This window comes from Azoarcus indigens (assembly GCF_004361735.1).
GTDB lineage: Bacteria > Pseudomonadota > Gammaproteobacteria > Burkholderiales > Rhodocyclaceae > Azoarcus > Azoarcus indigens.
This window is the reverse complement of record NZ_SNVV01000001.1, coordinates 384,251-411,241: the sequence shown is the minus strand read 5'-3', so window position 1 is coordinate 411,241 and position 26,991 is coordinate 384,251. Positions and strand designations below refer to the sequence as shown.

The 26,991-nt window shown below is 67.3% G+C and carries 25 protein-coding genes; 8 read left to right on the top strand and 17 right to left on the bottom strand.

Annotated features, from left to right (window positions below):
* Positions 1 to 37 precede the first annotated feature (37 nt).
* The 3 genes from C7389_RS01890 to aat are packed head-to-tail and all read right to left on the bottom strand — an operon-like array spanning position 38 to position 2,585.
* Positions 38 to 1,057 carry a quinone-dependent dihydroorotate dehydrogenase gene (locus C7389_RS01890; protein ID WP_133587773.1) on the bottom strand — a complete coding sequence of 340 codons (1,020 nt, stop codon included), beginning with the start codon at positions 1,055 to 1,057 and terminating at the stop codon, positions 38 to 40.
* Positions 1,058 to 1,110: 53 nt separating this feature from the next.
* Positions 1,111 to 1,845, bottom strand: a complete 735-nt coding sequence (locus C7389_RS01885; RefSeq protein WP_133587771.1) for an arginyltransferase — start codon at positions 1,843 to 1,845, stop codon at positions 1,111 to 1,113.
* A 32-nt stretch (positions 1,846 to 1,877) separates the two neighbouring features.
* Positions 1,878 to 2,585, bottom strand: a complete 708-nt coding sequence (aat, locus tag C7389_RS01880; protein ID WP_133587769.1) for a leucyl/phenylalanyl-tRNA--protein transferase — start codon at positions 2,583 to 2,585, stop codon at positions 1,878 to 1,880.
* 313 nt (positions 2,586 to 2,898) lie between these two features.
* Here aat and C7389_RS01875 point away from each other — a divergent pair, with 313 nt between their 5' ends.
* Entirely contained in the window at positions 2,899 to 3,237 is a 339-nt protein-coding gene (locus C7389_RS01875; protein ID WP_133587767.1) for a DUF2325 domain-containing protein, read from the top strand.
* A 57-nt stretch (positions 3,238 to 3,294) separates the two neighbouring features.
* Here C7389_RS01875 and C7389_RS01870 read toward each other — a convergent pair whose 3' ends face one another.
* From C7389_RS01870 to C7389_RS01840, 7 genes are all read right to left on the bottom strand, one after another.
* Positions 3,295 to 3,825 carry a C40 family peptidase gene (locus tag C7389_RS01870; RefSeq protein ID WP_133587765.1) on the bottom strand — a complete coding sequence of 177 codons (531 nt, stop codon included), beginning with the start codon at positions 3,823 to 3,825 and terminating at the stop codon, positions 3,295 to 3,297.
* Positions 3,826 to 3,935: 110 nt separating this feature from the next.
* On the bottom strand, positions 3,936 to 4,523 hold the full coding sequence (locus tag C7389_RS01865; protein ID WP_133587763.1) for a 3'-5' exonuclease: 588 nt from the start codon (positions 4,521 to 4,523) through the stop codon (positions 3,936 to 3,938).
* Positions 4,520 to 6,418 carry a DUF294 nucleotidyltransferase-like domain-containing protein gene (locus tag C7389_RS01860; RefSeq protein WP_133587761.1) on the bottom strand — a complete coding sequence of 633 codons (1,899 nt, stop codon included), beginning with the start codon at positions 6,416 to 6,418 and terminating at the stop codon, positions 4,520 to 4,522. The genes C7389_RS01865 and C7389_RS01860 overlap by 4 nt, the downstream gene beginning before the upstream one ends.
* Before the next feature lie 127 nt (positions 6,419 to 6,545).
* Positions 6,546 to 8,159 carry a methyl-accepting chemotaxis protein gene (locus tag C7389_RS01855; protein ID WP_133587759.1) on the bottom strand — a complete coding sequence of 538 codons (1,614 nt, stop codon included), beginning with the start codon at positions 8,157 to 8,159 and terminating at the stop codon, positions 6,546 to 6,548.
* Between the two features lie 298 nt (positions 8,160 to 8,457).
* Positions 8,458 to 9,909: a PhoH family protein gene (locus C7389_RS01850; RefSeq protein ID WP_211168152.1), complete on the bottom strand. Its 1,452-nt coding sequence runs from the start codon at positions 9,907 to 9,909 to the stop codon at positions 8,458 to 8,460.
* 111 nt (positions 9,910 to 10,020) lie between these two features.
* A complete protein-coding gene (locus tag C7389_RS01845) occupies positions 10,021 to 10,476 on the bottom strand; it encodes a peroxiredoxin (protein ID WP_133587757.1) in 456 nt (151 codons plus the stop codon).
* Between the two features lie 106 nt (positions 10,477 to 10,582).
* Complete coding sequence (locus C7389_RS01840) at positions 10,583 to 10,963, bottom strand: Mth938-like domain-containing protein (protein WP_133587755.1); 381 nt, start codon at positions 10,961 to 10,963, stop codon at positions 10,583 to 10,585.
* A gap of 201 nt (positions 10,964 to 11,164) precedes the next feature.
* Here C7389_RS01840 and C7389_RS01835 point away from each other — a divergent pair, with 201 nt between their 5' ends.
* Both C7389_RS01835 and C7389_RS01830 read left to right on the top strand, forming a co-directional pair.
* Positions 11,165 to 12,475 (top strand): pyridoxal phosphate-dependent aminotransferase, encoded by a 1,311-nt coding sequence (locus tag C7389_RS01835; RefSeq protein WP_133587753.1) that lies wholly within the window; start codon positions 11,165 to 11,167, stop codon positions 12,473 to 12,475.
* 32 nt (positions 12,476 to 12,507) lie between these two features.
* Positions 12,508 to 13,818: a homoserine dehydrogenase gene (locus tag C7389_RS01830; RefSeq protein WP_133587751.1), complete on the top strand. Its 1,311-nt coding sequence runs from the start codon at positions 12,508 to 12,510 to the stop codon at positions 13,816 to 13,818.
* Between the two features lie 157 nt (positions 13,819 to 13,975).
* Here the strand turns inward: C7389_RS01830 and C7389_RS01825 are convergent, their stop codons facing one another.
* Positions 13,976 to 15,109 (bottom strand): pyridoxal-phosphate-dependent aminotransferase family protein, encoded by a 1,134-nt coding sequence (locus C7389_RS01825; RefSeq protein ID WP_133587749.1) that lies wholly within the window; start codon positions 15,107 to 15,109, stop codon positions 13,976 to 13,978.
* Between the two features lie 215 nt (positions 15,110 to 15,324).
* Between C7389_RS01825 and C7389_RS01820 the strand changes: the two genes are divergently transcribed.
* Both C7389_RS01820 and C7389_RS01815 read left to right on the top strand, forming a co-directional pair.
* Positions 15,325 to 16,245: a DUF2167 domain-containing protein gene (locus tag C7389_RS01820; RefSeq protein ID WP_133587746.1), complete on the top strand. Its 921-nt coding sequence runs from the start codon at positions 15,325 to 15,327 to the stop codon at positions 16,243 to 16,245.
* Between the two features lie 168 nt (positions 16,246 to 16,413).
* Positions 16,414 to 17,445 carry a DUF2157 domain-containing protein gene (locus C7389_RS01815; RefSeq protein ID WP_133587744.1) on the top strand — a complete coding sequence of 344 codons (1,032 nt, stop codon included), beginning with the start codon at positions 16,414 to 16,416 and terminating at the stop codon, positions 17,443 to 17,445.
* 15 nt (positions 17,446 to 17,460) lie between these two features.
* Here C7389_RS01815 and ccoG read toward each other — a convergent pair whose 3' ends face one another.
* On the bottom strand, positions 17,461 to 18,837 hold the full coding sequence (ccoG, locus tag C7389_RS01810; protein ID WP_133587743.1) for a cytochrome c oxidase accessory protein CcoG: 1,377 nt from the start codon (positions 18,835 to 18,837) through the stop codon (positions 17,461 to 17,463).
* A 258-nt stretch (positions 18,838 to 19,095) separates the two neighbouring features.
* Between ccoG and acuR the strand changes: the two genes are divergently transcribed.
* Both acuR and acuI read left to right on the top strand, forming a co-directional pair.
* The gene (gene acuR, locus C7389_RS01805; RefSeq protein WP_246034590.1) at positions 19,096 to 19,713 is read left to right on the top strand and encodes an acrylate utilization transcriptional regulator AcuR; all 618 of its coding nucleotides are present in this window, start codon (positions 19,096 to 19,098) and stop codon (positions 19,711 to 19,713) included.
* Between the two features lie 53 nt (positions 19,714 to 19,766).
* Positions 19,767 to 20,750: an acrylyl-CoA reductase (NADPH) gene (acuI, locus tag C7389_RS01800; RefSeq protein WP_133587741.1), complete on the top strand. Its 984-nt coding sequence runs from the start codon at positions 19,767 to 19,769 to the stop codon at positions 20,748 to 20,750.
* A 68-nt stretch (positions 20,751 to 20,818) separates the two neighbouring features.
* Here the strand turns inward: acuI and C7389_RS01795 are convergent, their stop codons facing one another.
* The 5 genes from C7389_RS01795 to C7389_RS01775 all read right to left on the bottom strand — a co-directional run bounded on the left by C7389_RS01795 (position 20,819) and on the right by C7389_RS01775 (position 25,322).
* Entirely contained in the window at positions 20,819 to 21,937 is a 1,119-nt protein-coding gene (locus C7389_RS01795; protein ID WP_133587740.1) for a S1C family serine protease, read from the bottom strand.
* A 48-nt stretch (positions 21,938 to 21,985) separates the two neighbouring features.
* On the bottom strand, positions 21,986 to 22,420 hold the full coding sequence (gene trxC, locus C7389_RS01790) for a thioredoxin TrxC (protein WP_133587739.1): 435 nt from the start codon (positions 22,418 to 22,420) through the stop codon (positions 21,986 to 21,988).
* A gap of 130 nt (positions 22,421 to 22,550) precedes the next feature.
* Positions 22,551 to 22,862, bottom strand: coding sequence for a chaperone modulator CbpM (locus C7389_RS01785; RefSeq protein ID WP_133587738.1), 312 nt, complete (start codon positions 22,860 to 22,862; stop codon positions 22,551 to 22,553).
* Positions 22,863 to 22,864: 2 nt separating this feature from the next.
* Entirely contained in the window at positions 22,865 to 23,800 is a 936-nt protein-coding gene (locus C7389_RS01780) for a DnaJ C-terminal domain-containing protein (protein WP_133587737.1), read from the bottom strand.
* Positions 23,801 to 23,897: 97 nt separating this feature from the next.
* Positions 23,898 to 25,322 (bottom strand): aminotransferase-like domain-containing protein, encoded by a 1,425-nt coding sequence (locus C7389_RS01775; RefSeq protein ID WP_133587735.1) that lies wholly within the window; start codon positions 25,320 to 25,322, stop codon positions 23,898 to 23,900.
* A 198-nt stretch (positions 25,323 to 25,520) separates the two neighbouring features.
* On the opposite strand from C7389_RS01775, the gene thrC reads away from it, so the two are divergent.
* On the top strand, positions 25,521 to 26,969 hold the full coding sequence (thrC, locus tag C7389_RS01770) for a threonine synthase (RefSeq protein WP_133587733.1): 1,449 nt from the start codon (positions 25,521 to 25,523) through the stop codon (positions 26,967 to 26,969).
* Positions 26,970 to 26,991 lie beyond the last annotated feature (22 nt).

The following is a 26,991-nucleotide window of genomic DNA, read 5'->3' as shown; positions in this document are numbered from 1 at the left end:
GTTTGCGCCCCCGATGGCCGCGGTGTTCAGGCGCGGCTCAGGTGGCCGGCGCTTCGGTTGTGGCGCGTATGCATTCGCCGATCAGGCCCGGGCCGCGGTAGATCAGCCCGCTATAGAGCTGGACCAGGGCCGCGCCAACTTCCAGCTTGGCGCGTGCGCAGCGGCCGTCGGTGATGCCGCCGGCGGCGATGATGGGCAGCTCCCCGGCGAGCGCCTGGGCCAGTTGGGCGACCACCGCGGTGGAGGCTTCGAACACCGGCGCGCCGGACAGGCCGCCCTGCTGCTCGGCGTAGCGCAGGCCCTGTACCTTCTCGCGCGACACGGTGGTGTTGGTGGCGATTACGCCGTCGATGCGGTGGCGGCGCAGCGCGTCGGCGATCTCGATGATCTGCGCAGCGTCGAGATCGGGCGCGATCTTCAGCGTCAGCGGTACGTAGCGGCCGTGCTGGTCGGCCAGGCGCTGCTGCTCCGCTTTCAGCCGGCCGAGCAGGTCGTCCAGCTCGCTGCCGCCCTGCAACTGGCGCAGGTTCTTGGTGTTCGGTGACGAGACGTTGATGGTGACGTAGCTCGCCAACGGATAGACCTTCTCCAGGCACAGGCGGTAGTCATCGAAGGCGTTTTCCAGTGGCGTGGTGAGATTCTTGCCGATGTTCACGCCCAGGACGCCCTTGAACTTGGCGGCACGGATGTTGGCCACCATCGCATCCACCCCATGGTTATTGAAGCCCATGCGGTTGATGATGCCCTTCACCTCCGGCAGCCGGAACAGCCGCGGGCGCGGGTTGCCGGGCTGCGGGCGCGGCGTCACCGTGCCGATCTCAATGAAGCCGAAGCCGAGGCGGGCGAGGCCATCTATCGCCTCACCGTTCTTGTCCAGGCCGGCGGCGAGGCCAACACGGTTGGGAAAGCGCAGGCCCATCACCTCGACCGGATCGGAAGCGTCGGTGCTGCAGGTGGGCAGGGCGCGGCCGGCGAGGTTGAGGGAGGCGATGGCCAGTTCGTGGGCTGTTTCGGCATCCAGCGAGAACAGCAGAGGGCGGGCGAGGTCGTAGAGCATCGCGGGATTGTAACGATTCGCGTCTTGCTCGGCGAACCGCCCGCTACCGGCGCTCAACTTTCGTGGGCGGAGGTGTCCAGCAGGCGCCAGTCGCCGTCGCGATAGCCTTCCAGTGGCCGGAACCGTGCCTTGTAGGCCATCTTGCGGCTTTCGCCTATCCAATAGCCGAGGTAGAGATAGGGCAGGCGCAGCCGGCGGCAGGCATCGATCTGCCACAGGATGCCGTAGGTGCCATAGGCGCTGCCTGCCACTTCGGGGTCGTAGAAGGTATAGACGCTGGAGAGGCCGTCGGTAAGGCGGTCGATCACGCTCACCATGCGCAGGACGCCGTCCTCGCGGAACTCCACCAGCCGGGTGTCCACATGGCTCTGCAGCAGGAAGTGGGCGTACTGCTCGCGGTTGTCCTGGTCCATGCCGCCGCCGGCATGGCGTGAGGCCTGGTAGCGCTGATACAGCATGTAGTGCTCCTCGGAGAACACCAGCGGATGTTCATCGGTGACCAGGTCTGCGTGGCGCTTGCCGGCGCGGCGCTGGCTGCGGTCTGGCTCATAGCGGGCGATGGGGATGCGTACCGGCACGCAGGCATTGCAGTGATCGCAATGCGGGCGGTAGGTGAACACGCCGCTGCGGCGGAAGCCGCGGCGCACCAGTTCGCTGTAGACCTGCGGGTCAATGAGGTGGCCTGGCGTGGCGACCTGGGAACGCGCCATGCGGTCTGGCAGGTAGGAACACGCGTAGGGCGCGGTGGCGTAGAACTGGATCAGCGCGTAAGGGTAGTCCTGCTGCATCGTTCTTCGCGCTCAGCGTCGAGCAATCTCCGTCAGGTCCAGTCGATGTCCACCAGCGCCTCGTTGTTCCAGCGTGCGGGCGGTTCTCCCTCGTGGGTCCAGCGGGCGAGGCCGGCGCAGAACTCCCGCCTCGGCACTTCGCGCGCGCCCATGGAGAGCAGGTGGGCTGTGGTCATCTGGCAATCTATCACGGCATATTCCCGGCGCTCAAGGAAGCGCGCCAGGTGGGCCAGCGCAACTTTGGAGGCATCACTTTCGCGCGAGAACATGGATTCACCGAAGAAGGCGCGGCCTAGCGCCATGCCGTAAAGGCCGCCAACCAGCCTGCCGTCACGCCAGCATTCCACACTGTGGGCGTAGCCAAGTTCATGCATGCGGCAGTAGGCCGCCTGCATCTCCGGCGTGATCCAGGTGCCGCCGCCCGGCTCGCGCGGCGCGGCGCATTCCTTCAGCACCGTTTCGAAGACGGTGTCCAGGCGTACCTCGAAACGCCGGCTGCGCAGCGTCTTGCGAAGCGAGCGGGTGATGCGGATCGCCGCAGGCTCCAGGATCAAGCGCGGGTTGGGGCTCCACCACAGCAAGGGTTCGCCGGCGCTGTACCAGGGAAAGATGCCGTGCTGGTAGGCGGCCAGCAGCCATTCCGGCCTCAATAGGCCGCCGGCGGCGAGCAGGCCATTGGGTTCCACCAGGGCCTGCTCGACCGGAGGAAAACAGGGGCGATCCGTGAGCCAGGGGATCATCGCTCGCTCCCCCGCCGGAACGATGGCTTTGGAGCCGACGGTGGGTTGGGAGAGGCGAACATCGGGGCGTTGCGGTAGAGGAAGGGCATGGCGCAGCGAGAGAAGATGCTCGTCTTGGGGATTATGCATCCCGTGCCCGTGGAGGGTTTATCCCATTGTATGGAAATGGTTTCTCTCCTCAGCGGTGTTTCCGGAGCGGAACGGAGGAAGATGGGAAACGCTTTTAATTGTTAATGATACAAATTCTCAGTTGAAAAACTCACGTTTTACGATCATGATGCGGATGAGAATTGTTCGCATACAGGAAGATCGCATGAACGCACTGATCGTTGGCGCCGACCGCCTCGGCAATATCCCGGATGTCCTGCAGCAGTTTGGTATCAGCATCGCCGCGCATGTGAGCGGCCGTGACAGCAGCCATCAGCGGCGCACTGCTCCGCTGCCCTCGGGCATTCAGATGGTGATTCTCTTCACCGATTTCCTTGGCCACAACGTGATGCAGCGCTTTCGCGAAGCCGCCAGCCGGGAAGGGGTGATGTTCGTTTGTTGTCGGCGCTCGGTGTGTGCGCTGCAGCAGGCCCTGGGCAAGCGCATCACCGAGGATTGCGGTGCATGCAACGGCAACTGCAAGAGCAGCAAGCGCAAGAAATAGGGCGAAAGCCTGGAAGGAACTGGATGCGGGCAGCCGGAAGAGGCGCTGCCGCTGGCCTCAGTGGCCGAGCGGCAGCGCCTCTTCTTCGTTCACCAGCCTGCGGGCGCCGTTGAAGCGCTTGGCCCAGTAGGCGGTGGACATGCTTTCGATGCGGACTCCGCCGCCGCGGGCGGGGGCGTGGAGGAAGCGGCCTTCACCCATGTAGATGCCCACGTGGGAAAAGGCCTTGCGCATGGTGTTGAAGAAGACGAGATCGCCCGGCTTCAACTCCTGCCTATTGATCTTGTCGCCCAGGGACGCCATCTCGCGGGCGGTGCGGGGCAGGTCGAGGCCGACTGCGTTCCGGAACACGTTCTGTACCAGTCCGCTGCAGTCCATGCCTGTTTCGGGGGAAGTACCGCCAAAGCGATAGCGGATACCCAGGTAGCTCATACCCTGGTTGACCAGGTCCTGAACCGCATCCGAATACTCGGACATCAGCGTTCCGTGTGCCTCTTCCTGGGCCGGAACGGCGGCTTCGTGGGCTTGCGCCGGTGAGAGCAGTGCCGCGGAAAGGGCGAGGGCGAGGAGGGTAGGTCGGAAGCGCATCGGCCGGACTATACGCATCAAGGACGTAGGTGTAAACGCTTACCCCGTCCGGAGCCGGCGCCTCCGAGGATTAGGCCGTGGCACCAGGCACGGCCGGGGTTGGGGGGCGCCTAAGCCTGCCGTCGTAGTTGTCGATAGGCGTGTTCCGCCTCGGCAAGGGCGCTGGCGGTGGCCAGGCCCTGGCTCAGCGCCCTCCCTTGGACGGCGAGGAAAAGCTGGGCGATGGCCCAGGCGTCGCCCAGGGCGTGATGGCGCTGGAAGGTTTCGATGTCCAACAGCGCCATCCAGTCGGCCAATCGGCCGGGCAGCTCCCGTTTCTCGGTGAAGAGGGCGGGCAGCAGGTAATAGAGGTCCAGGTAGAGCGGTTGCGCCAGGGCATTTGCGCGATTGCCCAGGGTGTGCCCCAGTAGCGCGCGCTGGAGATCGGCGTTGAAGGCGACCACCGGTTTTCCGCTGATGAAGTCGAGCAGGCCGCTGAGGGCGTCGTCGGCGGAGGGCGTGATGGCCGCGTAATAGCTGTCCCGGGGATCAAGGACGCCGTCTTCGATCCCGAGGGCGGCCACCGCGAGCAGTCGGTCGCTGTCGGGATTCAGCCCGCTGGCTTCGGTGTTCACTACCACATAGCGGGTTTCAAAGTGCGGCAGCTCGGTGTTGGGACGGGAACTGCCGGACAGCAGACGGGTGAGCCAGTTGCTCATAGTTGGTAGTCCAGCTTGAGGCGTAGCTGGATCTTGCGCGCCTGGCGGAAGGCTTCCTTGAGGATGCGTCTGTCCAGTTCGTTGAGGCTGTCCGGATTGATCTTGTTGTCGCCGGGTGCGCCATGCTCGGTTTCCAGGTGCTGGGAGCGCAGCCGCAGCAGTTGGATGAAGTGGAAGCCGTCGAGGATGGCGGCAACCTCCTCCTGCTGTCCGCCCAGCCGGGTGGCGGCCTGGCGCAGGCGCTGGGCGGTGGAACTGGAATCCACGCCGGTGCGCAGGGCGAGGATGCGGGCGGCGTCGACGAACAGGCGGGCGCCGCAGGTCTTCAGGTCTATGGTGCCGTCGTCTTCCAGCACGAAGTCGCGGATGCGGCCCAGCGGCGGCGATACCTGCAGGGCGTTGGAGGCCATCATGCGCAGGAAGGCCGGGGTGTTGCGGGCGTTGCGATTGAGCCAGTTGCGCAGTTGGTCGCCCAGGCGTTCGTTGCCATGGAGCACGCGGAAGTCGAAGAAGATGGAGGCGTTGAGCAGGGCCTGCGGATCGGGCTCGCGTATCCAGTGGCTGAAGCGCTCCTTCCATTCGTCCAGCGTCAGGCACAGCGCCGGGTTGCTGGCCATGATGTTGCCCTTGCATAGCGGGAAGCCGCAGGCGGCGAGGCTTTCGTTGACGTCGCGGGCGAAGGCGATGAGGCGCTGGCGGATACGCTCCACGTCCTGGAGTTCCGGGCATTGCCATATGATGCCGTTGTCCTGGTCGGTGGACAGGGTCTGCTCATGGCGGCCTTCTGAACCGAAGGCGAACCAGGCGTGGTCGATGCCGTAGAGGTCGTGCCGCTCCAGCGCGAGCGCGATGATGCGGCGGGTGAGGGCGTCGTTGAGGGCGGAGATGAACTGGGTGAGCTGTTCGGCGCCTACACCCTGGGCGATGAGGTTGAGCGCCAGCGCGCGGATGTCGCGGCTGGCCCGCTGCAGCGCCTCCACATCCTGGGCACTGTCGATGCCGGCTCGGATCTGGCGCAAGCTGATGCGCTGCAGGGAGAACAGATCCCGCTCCGAGACCACGCCCTTCAGCTTGCCGTCGTTGTCGATCACCAGCAGATGGCGTACGCCGTGGGTGGCCATCTCCAGCGCGGCGTCGTAGGCGGAGGCGCTGGTGGGGAGTTGGTGCGGATTGGCCGTCATGACCTCGCTGATGGGGCGCGACAATTCGAAGCCCGGCAGCACCACCCGCGGCAGCAGATCGCTCTGGGTGAGGATGCCGACTGGCCGGCTGTCCCGGTCCGCCACCACGATGCAGCCGATGCGGTGCTCGGCCATCTTCTCCAGCGCGCCGCGCGTGGGCGTTTCCGGTGCGACGTGGATGGGCGCCTGCTTGACGAGCTGGCCCAGCGGCGTGGTCATCGTCTGCTGTTCGGCGGCGCGCTGGGTGAAGGTGGTCTGCAACTGCTGCCGCGACTGGTTGAGCAGGCTGGCGATGTACTGGGTGCAGAAGAGATGGAACACCGGGCTCATCTGCATCAGTTGCAGGAAATCATCGGCGCCGATCTGGAAGCAGAAGCTGTCTTCCACCGCCAGGTAGCTGTTGGTGGAGGGGCGGGCGGCGGAGATGGCGCCGATGGGGAAACACTCGCCTGGCCCCAGCGTCATGCTGGCGTATTCGGTGACGGCGGTCGCACCCACCTGGCGCGCCTGCACCTTGCCGCGCTGAACGATGTAGAAACTGCGCGCCTGGCCCATCTCGGGCGTCAGGATGGCGCTGCCTTTGGGATGGAAGGCGAGTACCGCGCGCCCAGCCAGGAAGGCCAGCGCATCCGCCTCCATGCGGTTGAAGGGGGAGAAGCGCTTGAGGAAGTCCGAACTGGCTCCGACCAGCATTTCGGCGGCGGTGGCGGTCATGGCGCGATCCGCGAATGGAATACGGCGGATTATAGGGTTGGCGCTCCCGCCTTGACTGATCTGGCGCAAGTTCCGGGTGGCGGAGCCGCTCACCCGGATGAAGATGCAATGCCGGCGTCAGCCGGCATCACATGCGGCGTTCGAAGTGTCCGACCAGCAGCTGCAACTCGCGGGAAGTGGTCTCCAGTGCGCCGGCCGCCTGCTCCACCCGGCCGACCGCATCCAGGTTGTCGTCGGTCAGGCTGCTCATCCGCTCCATGATGTTGGCAACCTCGGTGGAGGCCTGTTCCTGTTGCCGCAGCATGTGCCGGACCTCCACCGCATTGCCGGCCACCGTGGTGTTGGCGCGGGAGATGACCTCCAGCTCGGAGACCACGGTGCGTATGGTGCCCACGCTGTCGGAGACGCCTTCGCGCAGCGAGCGCATGCTGGCGATCACGTCCGCACGGCGTTCATTGATCTCCGCCACAAGGCTGGCGATGCTTTCGGTACTCTGCTGTGTCTGGCCGGCCAGGTCGGTGACTTCTCCGGCCACCACCGCGAAACCGCGGCCCTGTTCGCCCGCGCGGGCCGCCTCGATGGCGGCATTCAGCGCCAGCAGGTTGGTGCGCTTGGCGATCTGGCTGATGGAGGCGGCCACGGCGCCTATTTTCTCCACCGACTCGGAAAGCGCATCCAGCATGCGCTCGTTGTCCGCCACCGCGTCTGCCACCTTGTGAGTGGTGTCGGCCGCGTGGTTCATGTTGCGCTGGCCCTCCTCGGTGACCCGCAGCGCTTCGCCGGCCTCACGCGCGCTGCTGTCGGTGGTGCCGGCGATCTCGCTGACCGAGACAGCCAGCTCCTGCATGGCAGCGGCCGAAGAAGAGATCTGGTCTGCCTGTTCCCGAGAACCCTGCTGCAGGCGTCTGGCATTGCTGTAGAGCAGGCCGGCCTCGCGGGCGGTGTCGCCGGCGGAGGAGACTACGTCGCCTATCAGGGCGCGCAGGCTCACCTGCATGGAGCGTACCGAGGTGAGCAGGGTGCTCAGCTCACGACAGCCTCGGGCGCTTATCTCTGCCTTGAGATTGCCTTCCGAAACCTGGTGGAAGAGTTGCAGTGCAGCCTGCAGCGGTGAGGTCACCGAGGCTCGCAGCAGCAGCCAGAGGCAGAGCGCCGTCGCTAGCTGGAGTGCCAGCAGGCTGAAGGATATGAAGCCGGTGGTAAAGGCGCTGCCTGAGCCCAGCAGGGTGACAAGCGCAAGGCCGCCGCCGCTCAGCCAGCCCAGCGGCATGCCACCCTGCAGGGGGGTGGGAGGCAATTGTTGCGTACCCCTGGCCACTGCTGCGTACAGGACCTCGGCTGCCGCGCGGTCCGTGCCGCTGGGAGCATTTCGCACCGACATGTAGCCGATCGTTCTACCACTCTCCGTGAGCGGGGTGACGTAGGCATCCACCCAGTAGAAATCACCATTCTTGGCGCGGTTCTTCACCAGACCCCGCCAGGGATGCCCGGCCTGGACGGTGCGCCACAGGTCGGCGAAGGCCGCCTTCGGCATGTCCGGATGGCGAACGATGTTGTGATGGGCGCCGATGAGCTCCTCGCGGGAGAAGCCGCTGATGGCGACGAAGGCCGGGTTGGCGTAGGTGATGCGGCCTTCCAGGTCGGTCTTGGTGACGATGGGGCGTTTCGGGTCGAGGAAGCGTTCCTGGGGCCAGGCCGCCTCGGGGGCGGCAGGGGGAGGACGTGTTGCGCGCATGTCCATGGGGTGCTGCAAACTCCAGTCAGGGGGCGGAGCAGCGAGCGCAGCCAGTGGAGACGCGGCTTTCAGCGTTCTGGCAGCTCCGTCAATCGTAGTTTTACTTATGCGCGCGGATCATAACCCGAGGTGCAGCAGGGGAAAACAGGTGTTTCAGAAGGTTTCAGGGCAGAAGGCCTGCTTTCTTTTTTTCAAACTATTGATTTTTATTTAATTTTTTTGATATTGCTTTGTTGCGTAGTATTTTAGAAATAAATCAGTTGCCCCCGATGGCCCTTGTTCGCCTGCCGCCGGGGGCGCTGCTTTAAAGCACTTCCGCTGCGTGGTCGGCGAGGCGGGAGCGCTCGCCGCGTTGCAGTGTGACGTGGCCGGAGTGCGGCCAGCCCTTGAAACGATCCACCGCGAAGGTGAGGCCGGAACTGCCTTCGGTGAGATAGGGCGTGTCGATCTGCGCGATGTTGCCCAGGCAGACCACCTTGGTGCCGGGGCCGGCGCGGGTGATCAGCGTCTTCATCTGCTTGGGCGTGAGGTTCTGCGCTTCGTCGATGATGAGGAACTTGTTGATGAAAGTGCGGCCGCGCATGAAGTTGAGGCTCTTGATCTTGATGCGGCTGCGGATCAGGTCGCGGGTGGCGGCGCGGCCCCAGTCGCCGCCCTCGCCTGTGGTTCCGTTGAGCACGTCGAGGTTGTCCTCGAGCGCACCCATCCACGGCGCCATCTTCTCTTCCTCTGTACCAGGCAGGAAGCCGATGTCCTCGCCCACCGGCACGGTGACGCGGGTCATGATGATCTCGGAATAGCGCTTCGTCTCCAGCACCTGGGTGAGGCCGGCCGCCAGGGTCAGCAGGGTCTTGCCGGTGCCGGCCTGGCCGAGCAGGGTGACGAAGTCGATCTCCGGGTTCATCAGCAGGTTGAGGGCGAAGTTCTGCTCCCGGTTGCGCGAGGTGATGCCCCACACGTTGTTCTTCTGGTGGCTGTAGTCGATCAGCGTTTCGATGACCACCGTGCGGCCGGTCTTCTCCTTGACCCAGGCTTCCAGCGGGGTTTCACCGTCCTGGTAGAGGAACTCGTTGATCAGCAGGTTGGGAGCCAGCGGGCCCTTCAGCCGGTACAGGGTCCGGCCCTCGGTCTTCCACGACTCCATGCCCTTGCCGTGGGTCTCCCAGAAGTCCGCCGGCAGTTCGCGGGTGCCGGTGTAGAGGAGGTCGGTGTCCTCCAGCACCTTGTCGTTGAAGTAGTCCTGCGCGTCCAGGCCGAGGGCGCGTGCCTTGATGCGCATGTTGATGTCCTTGGACACCAGGATGACCGCCCGGCCGGGGAAGCGCTCGGCGAGGAACATCACTACCGCGAGAATCTGGTTGTCGCCCTTGGCGGTGGGTAGCGCCGCGGGGAGGGTGACGTTGATGGCCTCGGTCTGCAGGAAGAGCTTGCCGGTGGCGAGGTCGTGGGACGGCTCCTTGAGCGGGATGCCGGCCTCCATCTTGTCGAGGCAGGAGGACACGATCTCGTCCATCATCCGGCTCGCCTGGCGGGCGTTGCGGGCGACTTCGGACATGCCCTTCTTGTTATTGTCCAGCTCCTCCAGCGTCATGATGGGCACGTAGATGTCGTGCTCCTCGAAGCGGTAGAGGCTGGTGGGGTCGTGCATCAGGACGTTGGTGTCTAGCACGAAGAGCTTGGTCTTCGCCGCGCTGGCCGTGCGCCGGGCACGGGGAGCGGCGGCTTTCTTTTCCTTGGACGTGGCGGCTGCTGGCATCGATGACCTCTGGCTGGCGGGGAAGTGAGGGGCTGGCCGGGTCGTTTCTCCGTACGCGATCGGGGTGTTGCGTGCAGTTGCGGCGGAGAGCTTCGCCCGGCCCACGGGGACTCAGAGCGAGCGGACGAAGGCGAGGACTTCCTCGGCATGGCCGGCAACCTTCACGCCGCGCCATTCGCGGGCGATGGTGCCGTCGGTGGCAATCACGAAGGTGCTGCGTTCCACCCCGCGGACCTGCTTGCCGTACATGTTCTTCATCTTCATCACGCCGAACGCGTTGCAGGCGGTCTCCTCGGGATCGGAAATGAGATCGAAGGGAAGTTCCAGCTTGGCCTTGAAGTTTTCATGCGACTTGAGACTGTCGCGGGAAATGCCGAAGACCTTGCAGCCCGCCTCGGCGAAGGCGGGATGGAGCGCGCCGAAATCCTTGGTTTCGTTGGTGCAGCCCGGGGTGTTGTCCTTGGGGTAGAAGTACAGCACCACCTTGCTGCCCCGCAGCGCGGAAAGCGCCACGGTGTTGCCGCCGGTGGCGGCCAGGTCGAAATCTGGCGCGGACGTTGCGGTCATGTTGCCTCCTGTGATTGGCCTGACCGCAGCGTAATGGACAAAGGGCGCGGCTGACAATCGCGCCCGGGAGACTGGAGGCTATGGGCTAAGCGGAATGACGCCGCGCTCAGCCGGCGGGGTCGAACATCAGCGCCGCGGCCACCGAGCGGCTTTCACCGACGAGGATGTTGTAGGTACGGCAGGCGGCCGCCAGATCCATGATCTCGAAACCTACCCGGGCGTCGATCAGGGGGCGCAGCAGGGCGGGCGCGGGGAAGCGCTGGCGCTCGCCGGTACCGACGATGACGATCTCGGTGCCGAGTTCGCGTACCGCGGCGAAGTCCTCGGCGGTGAGGCCGGCGAAGCCGCCGGGCGCCCAGCCGGTGACGATGCGGTCCGCGGTGAGCAGCAGGTTGCCGTCGTGGCGGACCTTGTTGACCAGGAGGTGGCCGGGGCCGTAGCCGGTGACGACGTTGGCCGTGGAATTGCGATCGAGATTGAGCTTCATGGCGGGCGGTCCGGGCGGAGTGCAGGGGGCTCCGCGTCAATTGCCGCGCTGCGGCGGGCAGGGCTAAGATAGCACCCTTTTCCCCCGATCCGGCGCGCGGCGCCCGCCGGGGGCGGCAGCTGCGATGCAGCGGCCGGAAGGCGGTCCGCGCTTCCCGGCACCGACGCGTGCCAAACCTCCACGACACAGGACCCTACGGACATGAATGCGGCGAAGACTTTGAATCTGGCAATGGCACCCACGGAACCGGTGGTCAAGGCCGAGGCCGCCGCCGCTGCCGCCGTACCGCGTCCGGTCAAGAAATCCGCCAAGCTCGCCGACGTCTGCTACGACATCCGCGGCCCGGTGCTGGTCCGCGCCAAGCAGATGGAGGACGAAGGCCTCAAGATCACCAAGCTGAACATCGGTAACCTGGCCTCCTTCGGCTTCGACGCGCCGGAAGAGATCCAGCTGGACATGATCCGCAACCTGCCGAATTCGGCCGGCTATTCCGATTCCAAGGGTATTTTCGCCGCGCGCAAGGCGATCATGCATTACACCCAGCAGAAGCACATCAAGGGTGTGACGCTGGAAGACATCTACATCGGCAACGGCGTGTCCGAGCTGATCGTGATGGCGATGAACGCGCTGCTGGATGCCGGCGACGAGGTGCTGGTGCCGGCGCCGGACTATCCGCTGTGGACCGCCGCGGTCAGCCTGTCCGGCGGCACGCCGGTGCACTACGTGTGCGACGAAGCCAATGGCTGGCTGCCAGACCTGGACGACATCCGCAGCCGCATCACGCCGAACACGCGCGCATTGGTGCTGATCAACCCGAACAACCCGACCGGCGCGCTGTACCCGGAAGAGACGCTGCGCGGCATCGTGGACATCGCCCGCCAGCATGGCCTGATCCTGTACGCCGACGAGGTGTACGACAAGGTGCTGTACGACGGCGCCAGCCACACCTCGCTGGCCGCGGTGTCGGACGAAGTGCTCACCATCGTCTTCAACGGCTTGTCCAAGAACTACCGCTCCTGCGGCTACCGCGCCGGCTGGATGGTGGTGTGCGGCGACAAGCGCCACGCCCAGGACTACATCGAAGGCCTGAACATGCTGGCCTCGATGCGCCTGTGCGCCAACGTGCCCGGCCAATACGCCATCCAGACCGCGCTGGGCGGCTACCAGAGCATCGACGACCTGGTCGGCCCCGGCGGCCGGCTGCGCCGCCAGCGCGACCTGGCGCACGAGCTGATCACCGCCATTCCCGGCGTCAGCTGCGTCAAGCCCAAGGCGGCGCTGTACATGTTCCCGCGGCTGGATCCCGAGATGTACCCGATCGCCGACGACCAGGCCTTCATCGCCGAGTTGCTGGAGGCCGAGCGGGTACTGCTGGTGCAGGGCACCGGCTTCAACTGGATCAAGCCCGACCACTTCCGCCTGGTCTTCCTGCCGCACGAGGATGACCTGCGGGATGCCATCGGCCGCATTGCCCGTTTCCTCGACGGCTACCGCAAGCGCCACGGCACCTGAATCACTCTCAACGACACACACGGAAGCACTGAATGAAACCGATCAACGTTGGCCTGCTGGGCATCGGAACCGTAGGTGGTGGCACCTACACCGTCCTCAAACGCAATGCGGAGGAAATCACCCGCCGCGCCGGGCGCCCGATCCGAATTACCACGGTGGCCGACAAGAACCTCGAGCTGGCCCGCAGCGTCGCGGCCGGTGACGAGGTGAAGCTGAGCGATGATGCCTTCGCCGTGGTCGCCGACCCGGAAGTGGACATCGTCGTCGAGTTGATCGGTGGCTACGGCATTGCCCGCGAGTTGGTGCTGAAGGCGATCGAGAACGGCAAGCATGTCGTCACCGCCAACAAGGCGCTGCTCGCGGTGCATGGCAACGAGATCTTCGCCGCGGCGCAGAAGAAGGGGGTGATGGTTGCCTTTGAGGCGGCGGTCGCTGGCGGCATTCCCATCATCAAGGCGCTGCGCGAAGGTCTGTCGGCCAACCGCATCCAGTGGCTGGCCGGCATCATCAACGGCACCACCAACTTCATCCTGTCGGAGATGCGCGACAAGGGCCTGCCCTTTGCCGAAGTGCTGAAGGAAGCCCAGGCGCTGGGCTATGCCGAAGCCGATCCCACCTTCGACATCGAGGGCGTGGACGCCGCGCACAAGGCGACCATCATGAGCGCCATCGCCTTCGGCATCCCGATGCAGTTCGATAAGGCCTATGTGGAAGGCATCACCAAGCTGCAGGCGGTGGACATCGCCTACGCCGAACAGCTGGGCTACCGCATCAAGCTGCTGGGCATCGCCCGCCGCCGCGACGAAGGCGTGGAACTGCGGGTGCATCCGACGCTGATCCCGGAAAAGCGCCTGATCGCCAACGTCGAAGGCGCGATGAACGCGGTGCTGGTGCAGGGAGACGCCGTCGGCGCCACGCTGTACTACGGCAAGGGCGCCGGGGCCGAGCCGACCGCCTCCGCCGTCATCGCCGACCTGGTGGACGTCACCCGCCTGCACACCGCCGACCCGGAGCACCGCGTGCCGCACCTGGCCTTCCAGCCGGACCAGATGCAGGACGTGGCCGTGCTGCCGATCGACGAGGTCGTGACCTCCTACTACCTGCGCCTGCGGGTGGAGGACAAGCCGGGCGTGCTCGCCGACATCACCCGCATCCTGGCCGACAGCCAGATTTCCATCGATGCGATGATCCAGAAGGAGCCGGCCGAGGGCGAAGCCCAGACCGACATCATCATGCTGACCCACCAGACGGTGGAGAAGAACGCCAACGCCGCCATCGCCAAGATCGAGGCGCTGCCGGTGGTGCAGGGCAAGGTGACCCGGCTGCGGCTGGAAAACCTCTGATGCCAGCGCGGGCGAAGGCCGGCAGCCGTTCGGGCTGAGGCTTTCGTCAGCAGGTGGATGGAACAACGCCGGCGTAAAGCCGGCGTTGTCGTTTCTGCGTGCTGGCCCCGGGGCCAGCCCGGCCTCAGCCGGGCAGGGCGGCGGGCACAGGCTGAGCTCAGGCCGCCATGCGCTCGCCGCCCAGGCACTGGCGCAGCGCATCCGCACAGTGCAGCACGTTTTCCTCGCGGGCGGAGTGGCCCATCAGGCCGATGCGCCAGATCTTGCCGGCCATATCGCCCAGGCCGGCGCCGATCTCCAGGTCGAACTCCGTCAGCAGACGGGCGCGGATGGCGGCCTCGTCCACGCCGGCCGGCACATGCACCGCATTCAACTGCGGCAGGCGATCCTGCTCGGCGACGACGAAGCTCAGCCCCAGCGCTTCCAGCTCCGCCTTCAGTCGCAGGTGCATCGCACGGTGGCGGGCCCAGGCGTTCTCCAGGCCTTCCTCGCGCAGCATCACCAGCGCTTCGTGCAGCGCGTACATCGGATTCACCGGTGCGGTGTGGTGGTAGGTGCGGTGGCCGCCGGACTGCCAGTAGCCCAGCACCAGGCTGAGATCCAGGAACCAACTCTGCACCGGCATGCGGCGGGCGCGCACCCGTTCCACCGCGCGCTCGGAGAAGGTCACCGGCGACAGGCCCGGCGTGCAGGAGAGGCATTTCTGGCTGCCGGAGTAGGCGGCGTCTATGCCCCATTCATCGACCCGCACCGGCGTGCCGCCCAGCGAGGTGACGCAGTCCATGATGGTCAGGGCGCCGAACTCGCGGGCGATGGCGGCCAGCGCCGCGGCGTCGGACTGGGCGCCGGTGGAGGTCTCGGCATGCACGAAGGCCAGCATCCGCGCCTGCGGGTTGGCTTCGAAGGCGGCGCGCACCTTGGCGGGATCCACCGCCGCGCCCCAGGCGTCATCCACCACCACCGGCACGCCGCCGCAGCGCTTCACGTTCTCCAGCATGCGGCCGCCGAATACGCCGTTGCGGCAGACGATGACGGTATCGCCCGGCTCGACCAGGTTCACGAAGCACATCTCCATGCCGGCAGAGCCGGGCGCGGAAACCGGGAAGGTCAGCGCGTTCTCGGTCTGGAAGGCGTAGCGCAGCAGGGTCTTGGTCTGCTCCATCAGCTCGGCGAAGGCCGGGTCCAGATGGCCTATGGTGGGGCGCGCCATCGCGTCCAGGATGCGTTGCGGCACGTCGGAGGGGCCGGGGCCCATCAGGATGCGTTGCGGCGGGGTGAAGCTGGAGATCATGGTGGGGTCGCCAGGGAAAGGATAAGTCGAGGCGGGCGATTCTAAGGGCTTTGGGCGAGGGATGCGCTCGGGGTGAACCCGCCGCGCAGGGGCGGAGCCGGCCTTCACTCGAAAGTCATGATGACGCGGTGATTGCGGCGGCGTATTGTCTCGCCCTTGCTGTTCCCCTTTGTTGTTCTCTTGGCGCTCTTTCTTTTTCCCGCGGATTCCACATCATGTCCCTGCGTCTGTTCGGCAACGGCCTGGCCGCCTGCCTTTCTTCCCTTGCCCTCCTGCTTGCATCTCCCGCTTTCGCCGAAACCCCGCCCGCCGGTGCGGCTGCGACCTCCCAGGCCAGCGAGCTGGAAGCTGCTTCCGAGGCCGCTTCGGCGGCGCAGCAACATGGTCCGGCGCTGATTTCCCTGGGCGACCAGGGCGCACTCGACCTGCCGGCCGGCTTCTCCTTCATCCCCAAGGTGGAAGCAGCCCGGCTGATGCATGCCATGGGCAATCTCACCGACGGCGATTTCCTCGGCCTGGTCATCGGCGAGCAGATGAACGGCTTCGTCAGCGTGCGCTTCGAGCGCGCCGGCTATGTGAAGGACGACGACGCCAAGGACTGGGATGCCGACGAGCTGCTGCAGAACCTCAAGGACGGCACCGAGCAGGCCAACGAGCAGCGCGCTGCCCGCGGCATCGCCGAATTCGTCGTCGCCGGCTGGGTGGAAAAGCCCGCCTACGACGCCAGCACCCACAGGCTGGTGTGGTCGGCGGAGGTGAGGGACAAGCACCCCGCCGAGGACAGCGGCGCCGGGGTGAACTACAACACCTACCAGCTCGGCCGCGAAGGCTACTACTCGATGAACCTGGTGACCGATCTCGCCAGCGTCGAGGCGGAAAAGCCGATCGCCCGCCAGTTGCTCGCCGGCCTCAGCTTCAACGAGGGCAAGCGCTACGGCGATTTCGACAGCAGCGTGGACAAGGTGGCCGAATACGGCCTGGCCGCGCTGGTGGGCGGCGCTGCGGCGAAGAAGCTGGGCCTGCTGGCGGTGATGGGCGCCTTCCTGGCCAAGTTCGCCAAGGTGATCGCGCTGGCCGCGCTGGGCGTCGGCGCCGCGGTGAAGGGCTGGCTGGGGCGCAAGAACAAGAGCGTCTGAACATCGGGGCCGGCCGCCACCGCTTGGCCCGCGGGGCTGGGCGCGGCGCACCTGCGGCGGCAATTGCCCAAAGCGGGCCATCCCAACTGCCGTCCCAGGCCCCTGCACCGCGGCCGCGCTTTCCTGCCTTACCCTTGCGCGTCCGCTCCAAGATCGAGGAACAACGAGATGGAACTGAACCGCAAGGCGCTCCAGGACGCGAGTGCCGCTGGCGTGCTGAGCGAGAGCCAGGCCGAGGCGCTGTGGCGCTTCCTGGAAACGCGCAACCAGGACGTGCCGCGCTTCAAGGCGGCGCACATCCTCTATTACCTCGGCGGCATGCTGGCGATAGGCGCGATGTCGCTGTTCATGAACCTGGGCTGGGAGCGCTTCGGCGGCTGGGGGCTGATGGCGATTGCGCTCGGCTATGGCGCTGCCGGCCTGGCCTTCGTCGAATTCCTGCTGCACAGGCGGCTGGCGATTCCGGCCGGCATCGCCGGCGCCTTCGTCGTGGTGCTGGTGCCGCTGGCGGTATATGGGCTGCAGGTGGGCCTGGGCTGGTGGGCGGATGGCCGGCCTTTCCGCGCCTACCATACCCATATCGACTGGCGCTGGCTGATGATGGAGCTGGCGACGCTGGCCGCCGCCGCCATCCTGCTGTGGCGCTACCGCCTGCCTTTCATGGTCATGCCGGTGGCGGTGACGCTGTGGTACATCAGCATGGACCTGGTGCCCTACCTCAGCCTGGATGGCGACTACGACTGGCAGCTGCGCAAGCTGGTTTCGCTGTGGTTCGGGCTGGCGATGGCGCTGTTCGCCTTCTGGGTGGATGTGCGTACCCGGCAGCAGCGCGACTTCGCCTTCTGGCTCTATCTCTTCGGCGTCGTCGCCTTCTGGGGCGGGCTGAGCGCCATGGATTCCCATGACGAGCTCGGCAAGTTCCTCTACTTCTGCATCAACCTGGCGATGATAGGCATCGGTGCGGCGTTGGCGCGGCGGGTCTTCGTCGTCTTCGGCGGCCTGGGCGCCTCTTTCTACCTCGGCCACCTCGCCTACGACGTGTTCAAGGACAGCGTGCTCTTCCCCTTCATGCTCACCGCGCTCGGCCTGCTGGTGATCTGGCTGGGCATCCTGTGGACGCGCAACGAGGAAGCCATCGTCGCCCGCCTGCGTGCCCGCCTGCCAGTGCCGCTGCGCGAGATGCTGGATGCGCGGCACTGAAGGCGGGGCAGGCGCTCACGGCAGCAGGAAGGAGCTCTGCTCGACGATGCGCACCGCCGGATCATCCACCGCGCTGATATGGAAGCGCACCGGCTGGGCGCCGGAGCGTGAGGCATCCGGCGCGGCGGCCACGGTGACCGACACCGGCAGCACGCTGCCCGCCGGCACGTCGAAGCTGCTGTTACCGACGAGGCGGGCGCCGGCCGGGCCATCCACCGTCACCGCGAAGCGGCGCGGCGCTTCCACCAGGTTCATCAGCTTCAGCGTGTAGCTGTTCTCTATGCTGCCGTCCGCCGCCTCCTGCAACAGCACCGCGCGGTCGCGCAGCACGTCGGCCAGCAGCGGGATGCGCTGCGACAGCGTCCATGCGCCAAGCGCGGTGAACACCACCAGCAGGCTGGCGTAGATCTGCACCCGCGGCCGCAGCCACACCGCCTTCGCCTGGCCGCCGGCCAACTGCCGCTCGGAAGCGAAGCGGATCAGGCCGGTGGGGCTGCCAACCTTGTCCATCACCTTGTCGCAGGCATCCACGCACAGGCCGCAGTTGATGCACTGGTACTGCAGGCCCTCGCGGATGTCGATGCCGGTGGGGCACACCTGCACGCACAGGCTGCAGTCCACACAGTCGCCATGCGCGCCGCCGGTGCGCTTGGCCTTGCGCGGTTCGCCGCGGCGGGCGTCGTAGGACACGGTCGAAGTGTCGGCGTCGATCATTACCCCCTGGAAGCGGGAATAGGGGCACATGTGCTGGCACACCATCTCCCGCGCGAAACCGGCCTGCAGATAGGTGAAGAGAGCGTAGAAGCCCACCCAGAAAGCTGCCCAGCCGCCCAGCGAGAGCTGCGCTATCTCCGCCAGCAGCCCCTGCAGCGGGGTGAAGTAGCCGACGAAGGTAATGCCGGTCCACAGCGAAATCACCAGCCAGGACGCATGCTTGGCCGTCTTCAGCGCCAGCTTGCGGGGGCCGGCTGGCGCCTGGTCCAGGCGCATGCGGGCGAGGTGGTCGCCTTCGATGCGCGCCTCCACCCAGCGGAAGATGGCGGTATAGACCGTCTGCGGACAGGCGAAGCCGCAGAACAGCCTGCCAGCCACCGCCGTCGCCAGAAACAGCGCGGTGGCGGAGATGATGAGCAGGATGGCCAGCAGCAGCGCGTCCTGCGGCCACAGCACCAGACCGAAGAAGTAGAACTTGCGCTCGGCGATGTCGAACAGCAGCGCCTGGCGGCCGTCCCAGCTGAGCCAGCAGGCACCGTAGAACACGATCTGGGTGAGCCAGACCATGGCCCAGCGCAGGCTGTCGTAGTAGCCGCGCACTTCGCGGGGATGGACCTTGCCGGTCTTGGTGTAGAACAGGATGCGGGCGTCGTGGGCCCGGCTGGTGGATGCTGACATGGTGGTGTTTTCCTCGTCGCGCCGCCTGCCCGGACGCCGGAGTCGAGCGCCGGAGGAACGGCAGCGGCAGTACACCATCGGGCACTGATTCGTAACAGTGTCAGCCTGTTCGATTTCTGAGCGTAACAGTTTGCCAGCAGGGAAAAGCCTCCTCGGCTTGATTTTGTAGACGATCGGTCTAATATTCCGGGCATGAGCTCATCAGCCCCGACCGACATGCCCGTGGGTAGCGCGACCGGCCCGGCCGCCAGCCCTCCGATGCGCCGCAAACCTGGCCGCCCGCCGCGCGTGGATGCCACCCGTGATACGCGGGAAGCCCTGCTGCGCGCCGGGCTGGGGGTGCTCACCGAGAAGGGCTTCGTCGCCAGCGGGCTGGACGAACTGCTGCGCCGCGTCGGCGTGCCCAAAGGTTCCTTCTATTACTACTTCGACAGCAAGGAAGCCTTCGGCGCGGCGCTGATAGAGCGCTACGCCGCCTACTTCGCCCGCAAGCTGGATCGCCATTTCCTCGACGAGGCGCTGTCGCCGCTGGCGCGGCTGCAAGCTTTCGTGGACGACGCCTGCACCGGCATGGCGCGCCACGCCTTCCGCCGCGGCTGCCTGGTCGGCAACCTGGGGCAGGAGATCGCCGCGCTGCCGGAGGCCTACCGGGAGAGCCTGCGCGCGGTGCTGGCCGACTGGGAAGGCCGGCTGGCCGGCTGCCTGGAGGCGGCGAAAGAGGCCGGCGAACTGGCGGCGAGTGCCGACTGCGCCCGTCTTGCCGCCTATTTCTGGACTGGCTGGGAAGGCGCGGTGCTGAGGGCCAAGCTGGAGGGCGGCGAGCGGGCGCTGCGCCTGTTTGCCGAGGGCTTCATCGCCACATTGCCGCGCCGCTGAAGCGGCCGGCCTGATGCCCGGTGGCGCCGGGCGACATCATGGAGGAAGGCAGGATGTTCAAGGCAATCCGGATCGACAAGGATGAAGCGGGCTACCGCGCCGCGCTGACGGAACTGGACGAGGGCGCGCTGCCCGAGGGCGACGTGATGGTGGACGTCGCCTATTCCACCCTCAATTACAAGGACGGCCTGGCCATCACCGGCACCAACCCGGTGGTGCGGCGTTTTCCGATGGTGCCCGGCATCGACCTTGCCGGCACGGTGACGCACAGCGGCCACCCGGAGTACCAACGGGGCGACCAGGTGGTGCTCAACGGCTGGGGCGTGGGCGAGGTGCATTGGGGCGGGCTGGCACAGAAGGCGCGCTTGAAGGGCGACTGGCTGGTGCCGTTGCCGGCAGCCTTCTCGCCGCGCCAGGCGATGGCCATAGGCACCGCCGGCTATACCGCGATGCTGTGCGTGCTGGTGCTGGAGCGCCACGGCGTGACGCCCGGCTGGGGCGAAGTGCTGGTGACCGGCGCGGCCGGCGGCGTCGGCAGCGTGGCGGTGGCGGTGCTCGCCCGCCTGGGCTACACCGTGGTCGCCTCCACCGGCCGGCCGGCGGAGGCGGACTACCTGAAGAAGCTGGGCGCTTCCGCCATCATCGACCGTGCCGAACTATCCGCGCCGGGCAAGCCGCTGGGCAAGGAGCGTTGGGCGGCGGCGGTGGACACCGTAGGCAGCCACACCCTGGCCAACGTCTGCGCCAGCCTGCGCTACCGCGGCGTGGTGGCGGCCTGCGGCCTGGCGCAGGGCATGGACCTGCCGGCCTCGGTGGCGCCCTTCATCCTGCGCGGCGTGACCCTGGCCGGGGTGGACAGCGTGATGTGTCCGCGGCCGGACCGCCTGCAGGCCTGGGAACGCCTGGCCCGCGACCTGGATCCGGCGCTGCTGGAGGTGATGACGCGGGAGGTTGGCCTCAGCGAGGCCATCCCGCTTGCCGGCGAACTGCTGGCCGGGCGGGTGCGCGGCCGCTTGGTGGTGGATGTGAATCGCTGAATTTCCGCAAAGCGCCTGAGCATTCCCGATCCAGGCGGACCAGGCAGCCCGGCCGGCTGCCAGGCCGCTCAACCGCCGCCCGGCTGCAGCACCACCTGCACTTCCCGCGTCTTGCCATCGCGCTCCAGCGTCAGCGTCACCGTGTCGCCGACCCGGTAGTCGTCCAGCCGGGCGCTGAAGCGGCCCACCGAATCCACCTTCTTGCCGTCGATGGCGACCACGATGTCGCCCGGCAGCACCGCGCCTTCCGGTGTCAGCTGCACGCCGGCGAGGCCGGCCTGGGCGGCGGCGGAGCCGGGCACCACCCGCAGCACGAACACGCCCTCGCGGCCAAAAGCCGCGGCCAGCCGGCGGTTGAGGGTGTCGTCTATCTCCACGCCCACTGCTGGCCGGCTGTAGCGGCCGCGGGCGATCAGCTCCGGCACCACCCGGTTCACCGTGTCCACCGGTACCGCGAAGCCGATGCCGGCGCTGGCGCCGCTGGGGCTGTAGATGGCGGTGTTGATGCCGATCAGCCGGCCGGCGGAATCCAGCAGCGGGCCGCCGGAGTTGCCGGGGTTGATGGCGGCGTCGGTCTGGATCAGATGGGAGATGGTGTTGCCGTCGCCGCCGTCCAGCGAGCGGTCCAGCGCGGAGACGATGCCGGTGGTGAGCGTCCAGTCCAGGCCGAAGGGGTTGCCGATGGCGAACACCTTTTGCCCCACCTTCAGGTCATGGCTGCTGCCTATGGGCACCGGCCGCGGGCGCTGGAAGCCGGTGGCGATGCGCAGCACCGCGATGTCATGCGCCGGGCTGGCGCCGACCAGCACCGCCCGGTAGTCGCGGCCATCGGCCAGTTTCACCATGGCTTCGCTGGCGCCCTGGATGACGTGGACATTGGTCACCACATGGCCGTCCTCGTCCCAGATGAAGCCGGAGCCTGTGCCGCGCGGCACCGAGAAGACGTTGCGCGTCCACGGGTCCCGCACCTGGCTGCGGGTGGTGATGTAGACCACCGAATTCCGGCTGTTCTCGAACAAGGCGATGCTGGCCTGCTCGTCGGCGGCGAGGTCGCCCCGAGCAGTGATGGCACGGGGTTCGGCCGTCGGCGTGCTCAGCAGGGCATAGCCCTGCCACAGCAGCAGGAGCACGCCGACCAGTGCCAGCAGTTGCAGGACGCGGGCGGCGGGGCTGGGGGGACGGTTCATCTGCACTCCCGGGGCGGCAGCGAGAAGTGGACCATTCTGCGAACGGCTTCAGCCCTGGCTGCGCGCCCAGCGCACGATATCCGCCGTTCCCATGGCGCCGGCCTGGCGTGCCACTTCGCGGCCGTGGCGGAACAGGATCAGCGTGGGAATGCTGCGGATGCCGAAGCGGGCGGCCAACTGCGGCACGGCCTCGGTATCCACCTTGGCGAGGCGGAAGGCGGGCTCCAGCGTGGCCGCAGCGGCGGCGAAGGCCGGCGCCATGCTGCGGCAGGGGCCACACCAGGGGGCCCAGAAATCCACCAGCAGCGGTATCTCTTCCCGTTGCAGGTGGCGGTCGAAGTCATTCTCCTCCAGCGCCAGCGGCTGGCCGGTGAACAGCGGCTGGTGGCAGCTGCCGCAGGCCGGCTGCTGGCTGAGCCGATGCGCCGGTAGGCGGTTGATGGCGGCGCAATGGGGGCAAGCGAGGTGCAGTTTGTCGTTCATCGGGGCTCCTGGCCGGCGGGTGATGTCATGGCTCGCTGACGCCGGTAGCCTGCAGATTGGGGCTACGGGGCCATCTTCCAAGTGCTCGCCCGTACTGCCCTGTCCGGCGGCGCCTGCGCCCTCGCGCGGCTCAGGTCAGCCCGGCGCGGCGCAAACGGGCGCGCAACCGGTCCATCTCCTCCAGCATATCGGCCACCAGCGCGGCGAGTTCCGGCACCGCGTCGAAGTTGCGTTCCAGTTCGCGCATGCGCCGGGCGCGGGCGAGGCCGACGGTGGAGAAGCGCCAGGTGCCGCCGACGCTGGCCATGCCGACGAAGAGGCCGTCCTCGATGTGGCGCAGCAGCCATTCCGGCTCTACCGCGCAGGCCGCCGCCACCTGTTCCAGCGGCAGCCAGCAGTCCTCCAGCGGGCTGCCGGTGGGGATGTCCTTGTCGTTGTGCATGGTCAGCTCCTCGCTTCGGCGCGCGGGTCGAAAGCCATGTCCCGCGCCATGGTTTCATACAGCGCCTTCGCCTGCGGGGTGTCCGCCGGCGGCAGCACGATGCGCAGATCCAGCAGCAGGTCGCCGGGTGGATCGCCGGGCAGGCCTTTGCCGCGCACCCTGAGCTGGCGGCCGTGCTGGGCGCCGGCGGGAATGCGCACCTTCAGCGCGCTCTCCGGCAGCGCCACTTCCACTACCGCGCCCAGCGCCGCTTCCCAGGGCGCCACCGGCAGGCCGAGGTGCAGGTCGCGGCCCTCGGCACGGAAGCGCGGATGCGGACGGAAGCTCACCTCCAGCAGCAGGTCGCCGGCCGGCGCGTTGCCAAAGGCGGGCGCGCCCTGGCCAGCGAGGCGGATGATCTGCCCTTCGCGCACACCGCGGGGTATGCGCACCTCCAGCGTGCGGGTGCGCAGGGCGACGTGGCCGTCGGCGGTCAGCTCCGGCACGCGCAGCGAGATCTGCCGGGTGGCGCCGGTAAAGCTGTCCTCCAGGTCCAGCACCACCCGGGCGTGGTGGTCCTCGCCGCGGTGGCGCCCGCCGGGGCTGCCGGCGGCGCCGGCATTCATGCGGCCGAACAGCTCGGCGAAGAAGTCGCTGAAGTCGGCGTTGCCGAAGGGCGAGCCGCCGGAGAACTCGAAGCCGGCGTCCCAATCCGGCGGCGGGCGGAAATCCTCGCCCGGCCGGCGGCCCTGCGACAGCTGGTCGTAGGCCGCGCGGCGCTGCGGGTCGGACAGCACCGCATAGGCCTCGTTGACCTCTTTCATGCGTTGCTCGGCATCCGGCTCCTTGGAGACGTCCGGATGGTATTTGCGCGCGAGCTTGCGGAAAGCCTTCTTGATGTCCTCCGCGCTGGCTTCCCGACTCACTCCCAGCGCCTGGTAGTAGTCCTGGAACTGCATGTTCAGACTCCCTGCGGCAAACCGGGGAATTCCCGTCTCCCTTTAAATGGCTGCGGCGGCGCGGAATATCAAGCGCCGGGCCGGCGTCGTCGAGGCGTCAGGCCGGCGCGGAGGGGGCTTCCGCGGCGAGCTGGCCCAGGGTGGCCATCGCCTGCTCCAGCGGGGCGGACCAGGGGTGACCGAAGTTGAGGCGGATGCAGTGGCCGTATTCCCGCTTGGCGGAGAAGATGGGCCCGGGGGCGATGCTGATGCCGTGGGCGAGGGCGGCGCGGTGCAACGCCAACGCGTCGCTGCCAGCCGGCAGCTCCACCCAGCTGAAGTAGCCGCCGCGCGGCCGCGTCATCCGGGTGCCGGGCGGGAAGTGGCGCTCCACCGCGGCGGCCATGTCGGCCTCCTGCAGCTCCAGCGCGCCGCGCAGCCGGCGCAGGTGGGTGTCGAAAGCACCCTGGCGCATGAAATCGGCCAGGGCGATCTGCACCGGCACCGTGGTTGCGAGGCTGGTGGCGAGCTTGAGGCGCTGGATGGCGCGGGCGTAGCGGCCGGCCGCCACCCAGCCGATGCGGTAGCCGGGCGCCAGGCTCTTGGAGAAGCTGGAGACATGCAGCACCAGCCCCTGGCGGTCCAGCGACTTCAGCGCCAGCGGCGCCTCCTTGCCGAAGTAGAGCTCGGCATAGGTGTCGTCTTCCACCAGCGGCACCTGGTGGCGGGCGAGCAGGGCGACGAGTTCGCGCCGGTGCGCCTCCGGCATCAGGCTGCCGAGCGGGTTCTGGAAATTCGCCATCAGCAGGCAGGCCTTCACCGGATGGCGCTGCAGAGCCTCGGCCAGCGCCGGCAGGCTGATGCCGTCGCGCGGATGGGTGGGGATCTCCACCACCCGCAGCCCCAGCCGCTCTATCGCCTGCAGGCCGGCGTAGAAGCTGGGCGATTCCACCACCACCAGGTCGCCCGGCCGGGTCAGCGCCTGCAGACAGAGGTTGAGCGCTTCCATGGCGCCGGAGGTGATGACGATCTCGTCCGGCGACAGCGCGCCGCCGTGGGCGAGGTAGCGCAGGGCGATCTGCCGCCGCAGCTCTTCGTTGCCCGGCGGCAGGTCGGTGACGGTGGCCAGCGGGTCCATGTGCCGGGCGGCGGCAGCGAGGAAGCGGCCGAGCCGGGCCAGCGGAAAGAGGAAGGGGCTGGGGAAGCTGGAGCCCAGCGGCACCACCGCCGGGTCCTTCACCGACTCCAGGATCTCGAAGATGAAGTCGCTCACCTCCAACGCGGTGGAGGTGGCCGGCGGCCGCGTCATCTCCGGCTCCGGCAGCGGCCGCGAGAGCCGCGCCTTCACGTAGTAGCCGGACTGCGGCCGCACCTCGATCAGCCCGCGGCTCTCCAGCAGGTAGTAAGCCTTGAGCACGGTGGACGGGCTCAGCCGCAGGCTGTGGCAGGCCTTGCGCACCGAGGGCAGGCGCTCGCCGGCGCGCAGCAGGCCGTCGCGGATGCGCTGCTCGGTTTCCAGGGCGAGGCTTTCGTAACGGGTCATGGCATGGGCGGGAAGCGGGCAGGGCGCAGTGTAAACGCTGGCTGGCCGCGGGAGCGGCACCCGCGGCTTGCTGGCGGGCGAAACGGCAAACAACTACCCGCCGGCGCTACCCGCTAGAATTCCGCCTTTGCACCGCGACGGTGCCCCGGACGCCGGCGCAGGCCGCGTTCCCTTCCTTCCGACTCCGAGGATCGTTCCGTGAAGTACATCTCCACCCGCGGCCACGCCGGCCAGCCCGCCAACCCCCAGTTCTGCGACATCCTGCTTGGCGGCCTGGCGCCGGACGGCGGCCTCTACCTGCCGGAAACCTATCCGCAGGTGACGCGGGCTGAACTGGACGCCTGGCGCTCGCTGTCCTACGCCGAGCTGGCCTTCGCCATCCTGTCCAAGTTCATCACCGACATCCCGGCGGCCGATCTCAAGGCCATCTGCGACAAGACCTACACCGCCGACACCTATCGCCACGCCCGTGCCGGCGACGACCCGGCCGACATCACCCCGGTGCGCTGGCTGGAGCAGGGCCGCCTCGGCCTGCTGGAGCTGTCCAACGGCCCCACGCTGGCCTTCAAGGACATGGCGATGCAGCTGCTCGGCAACCTGTTCGAGTACGTGCTCGACAAGCGTGGCGAGACCATCAACATCCTCGGCGCCACCTCCGGCGACACCGGCTCCGCCGCCGAGTACGCCATGCGCGGCAAGCACGGCGTGCGGGTGTTCATGCTCTCACCCCACGGCAAGATGAGCGCCTTCCAGCGTGCGCAGATGTACTCGTTGCAGGACGACAACATCCACAACATCGCCGTCACCGGCATGTTCGACGACGCCCAGGACATCGTGAAGGCGGTGTCCAACGACCACGCCTTCAAGGCGAAGTACAAGATCGGCGCGGTCAACTCCATCAACTGGGCGCGGGTCGCGGCGCAGATCGTCTATTACTTCAAGGGCTACTTCGCCGCCACCGGGAACAACGACCAGCAGGTCGCCTTCTGCGTGCCCTCGGGCAACTTCGGCAATATCTGCGCCGGCCACATCGCTCGCCAGATGGGCCTGCCGGTGGCAAAGCTCATCCTCGCCACCAACGAGAACGACGTGCTGGACGAGTTCTTCCGCAGCGGCATCTACCGCCCGCGCAAGACCGCCGAAACCTACGTCACCTCCAGCCCGTCGATGGATATCTCTAAGGCCTCCAACTTCGAGCGCTTCGTCTACGACCTGGTCGGCCGCAATCCTGAAATCGTCGCCTCGCTGTGGAAGCAGGTGGATGCCGGCGGCGCCTTCGATCTCACCAGCACGCCGCACTTCGGCCGCCTGGGCGACTTCGCCTTCGCCTCCGGCCGCAGCACCCATGCCGACCGCCTGGCCACCATTCGCAAGGTCTACGCCGATTACGCCACCATGGTGGATACCCACACCGCCGACGGTCTCAAGGTTGCCTTCGAGCAACTGCCGTCGCTGCCGGCCGACGTACCGCTGCTGGTGCTGGAAACCGCGCTGCCGGTGAAGTTCGCCGAGACCATCCGCGAAGCGCTGGACCAGGAACCGGAGCGCCCGGCCGACCTCGCCGGCATCGAAACCCTGCCGCAGCGGGTGGAGGTGATGGCGCCGGACGTGGAGGCGGTGAAGGCCTTCATCGTCGCGCATGTGTGAGGAGGCTCACATAGCCAGCTAA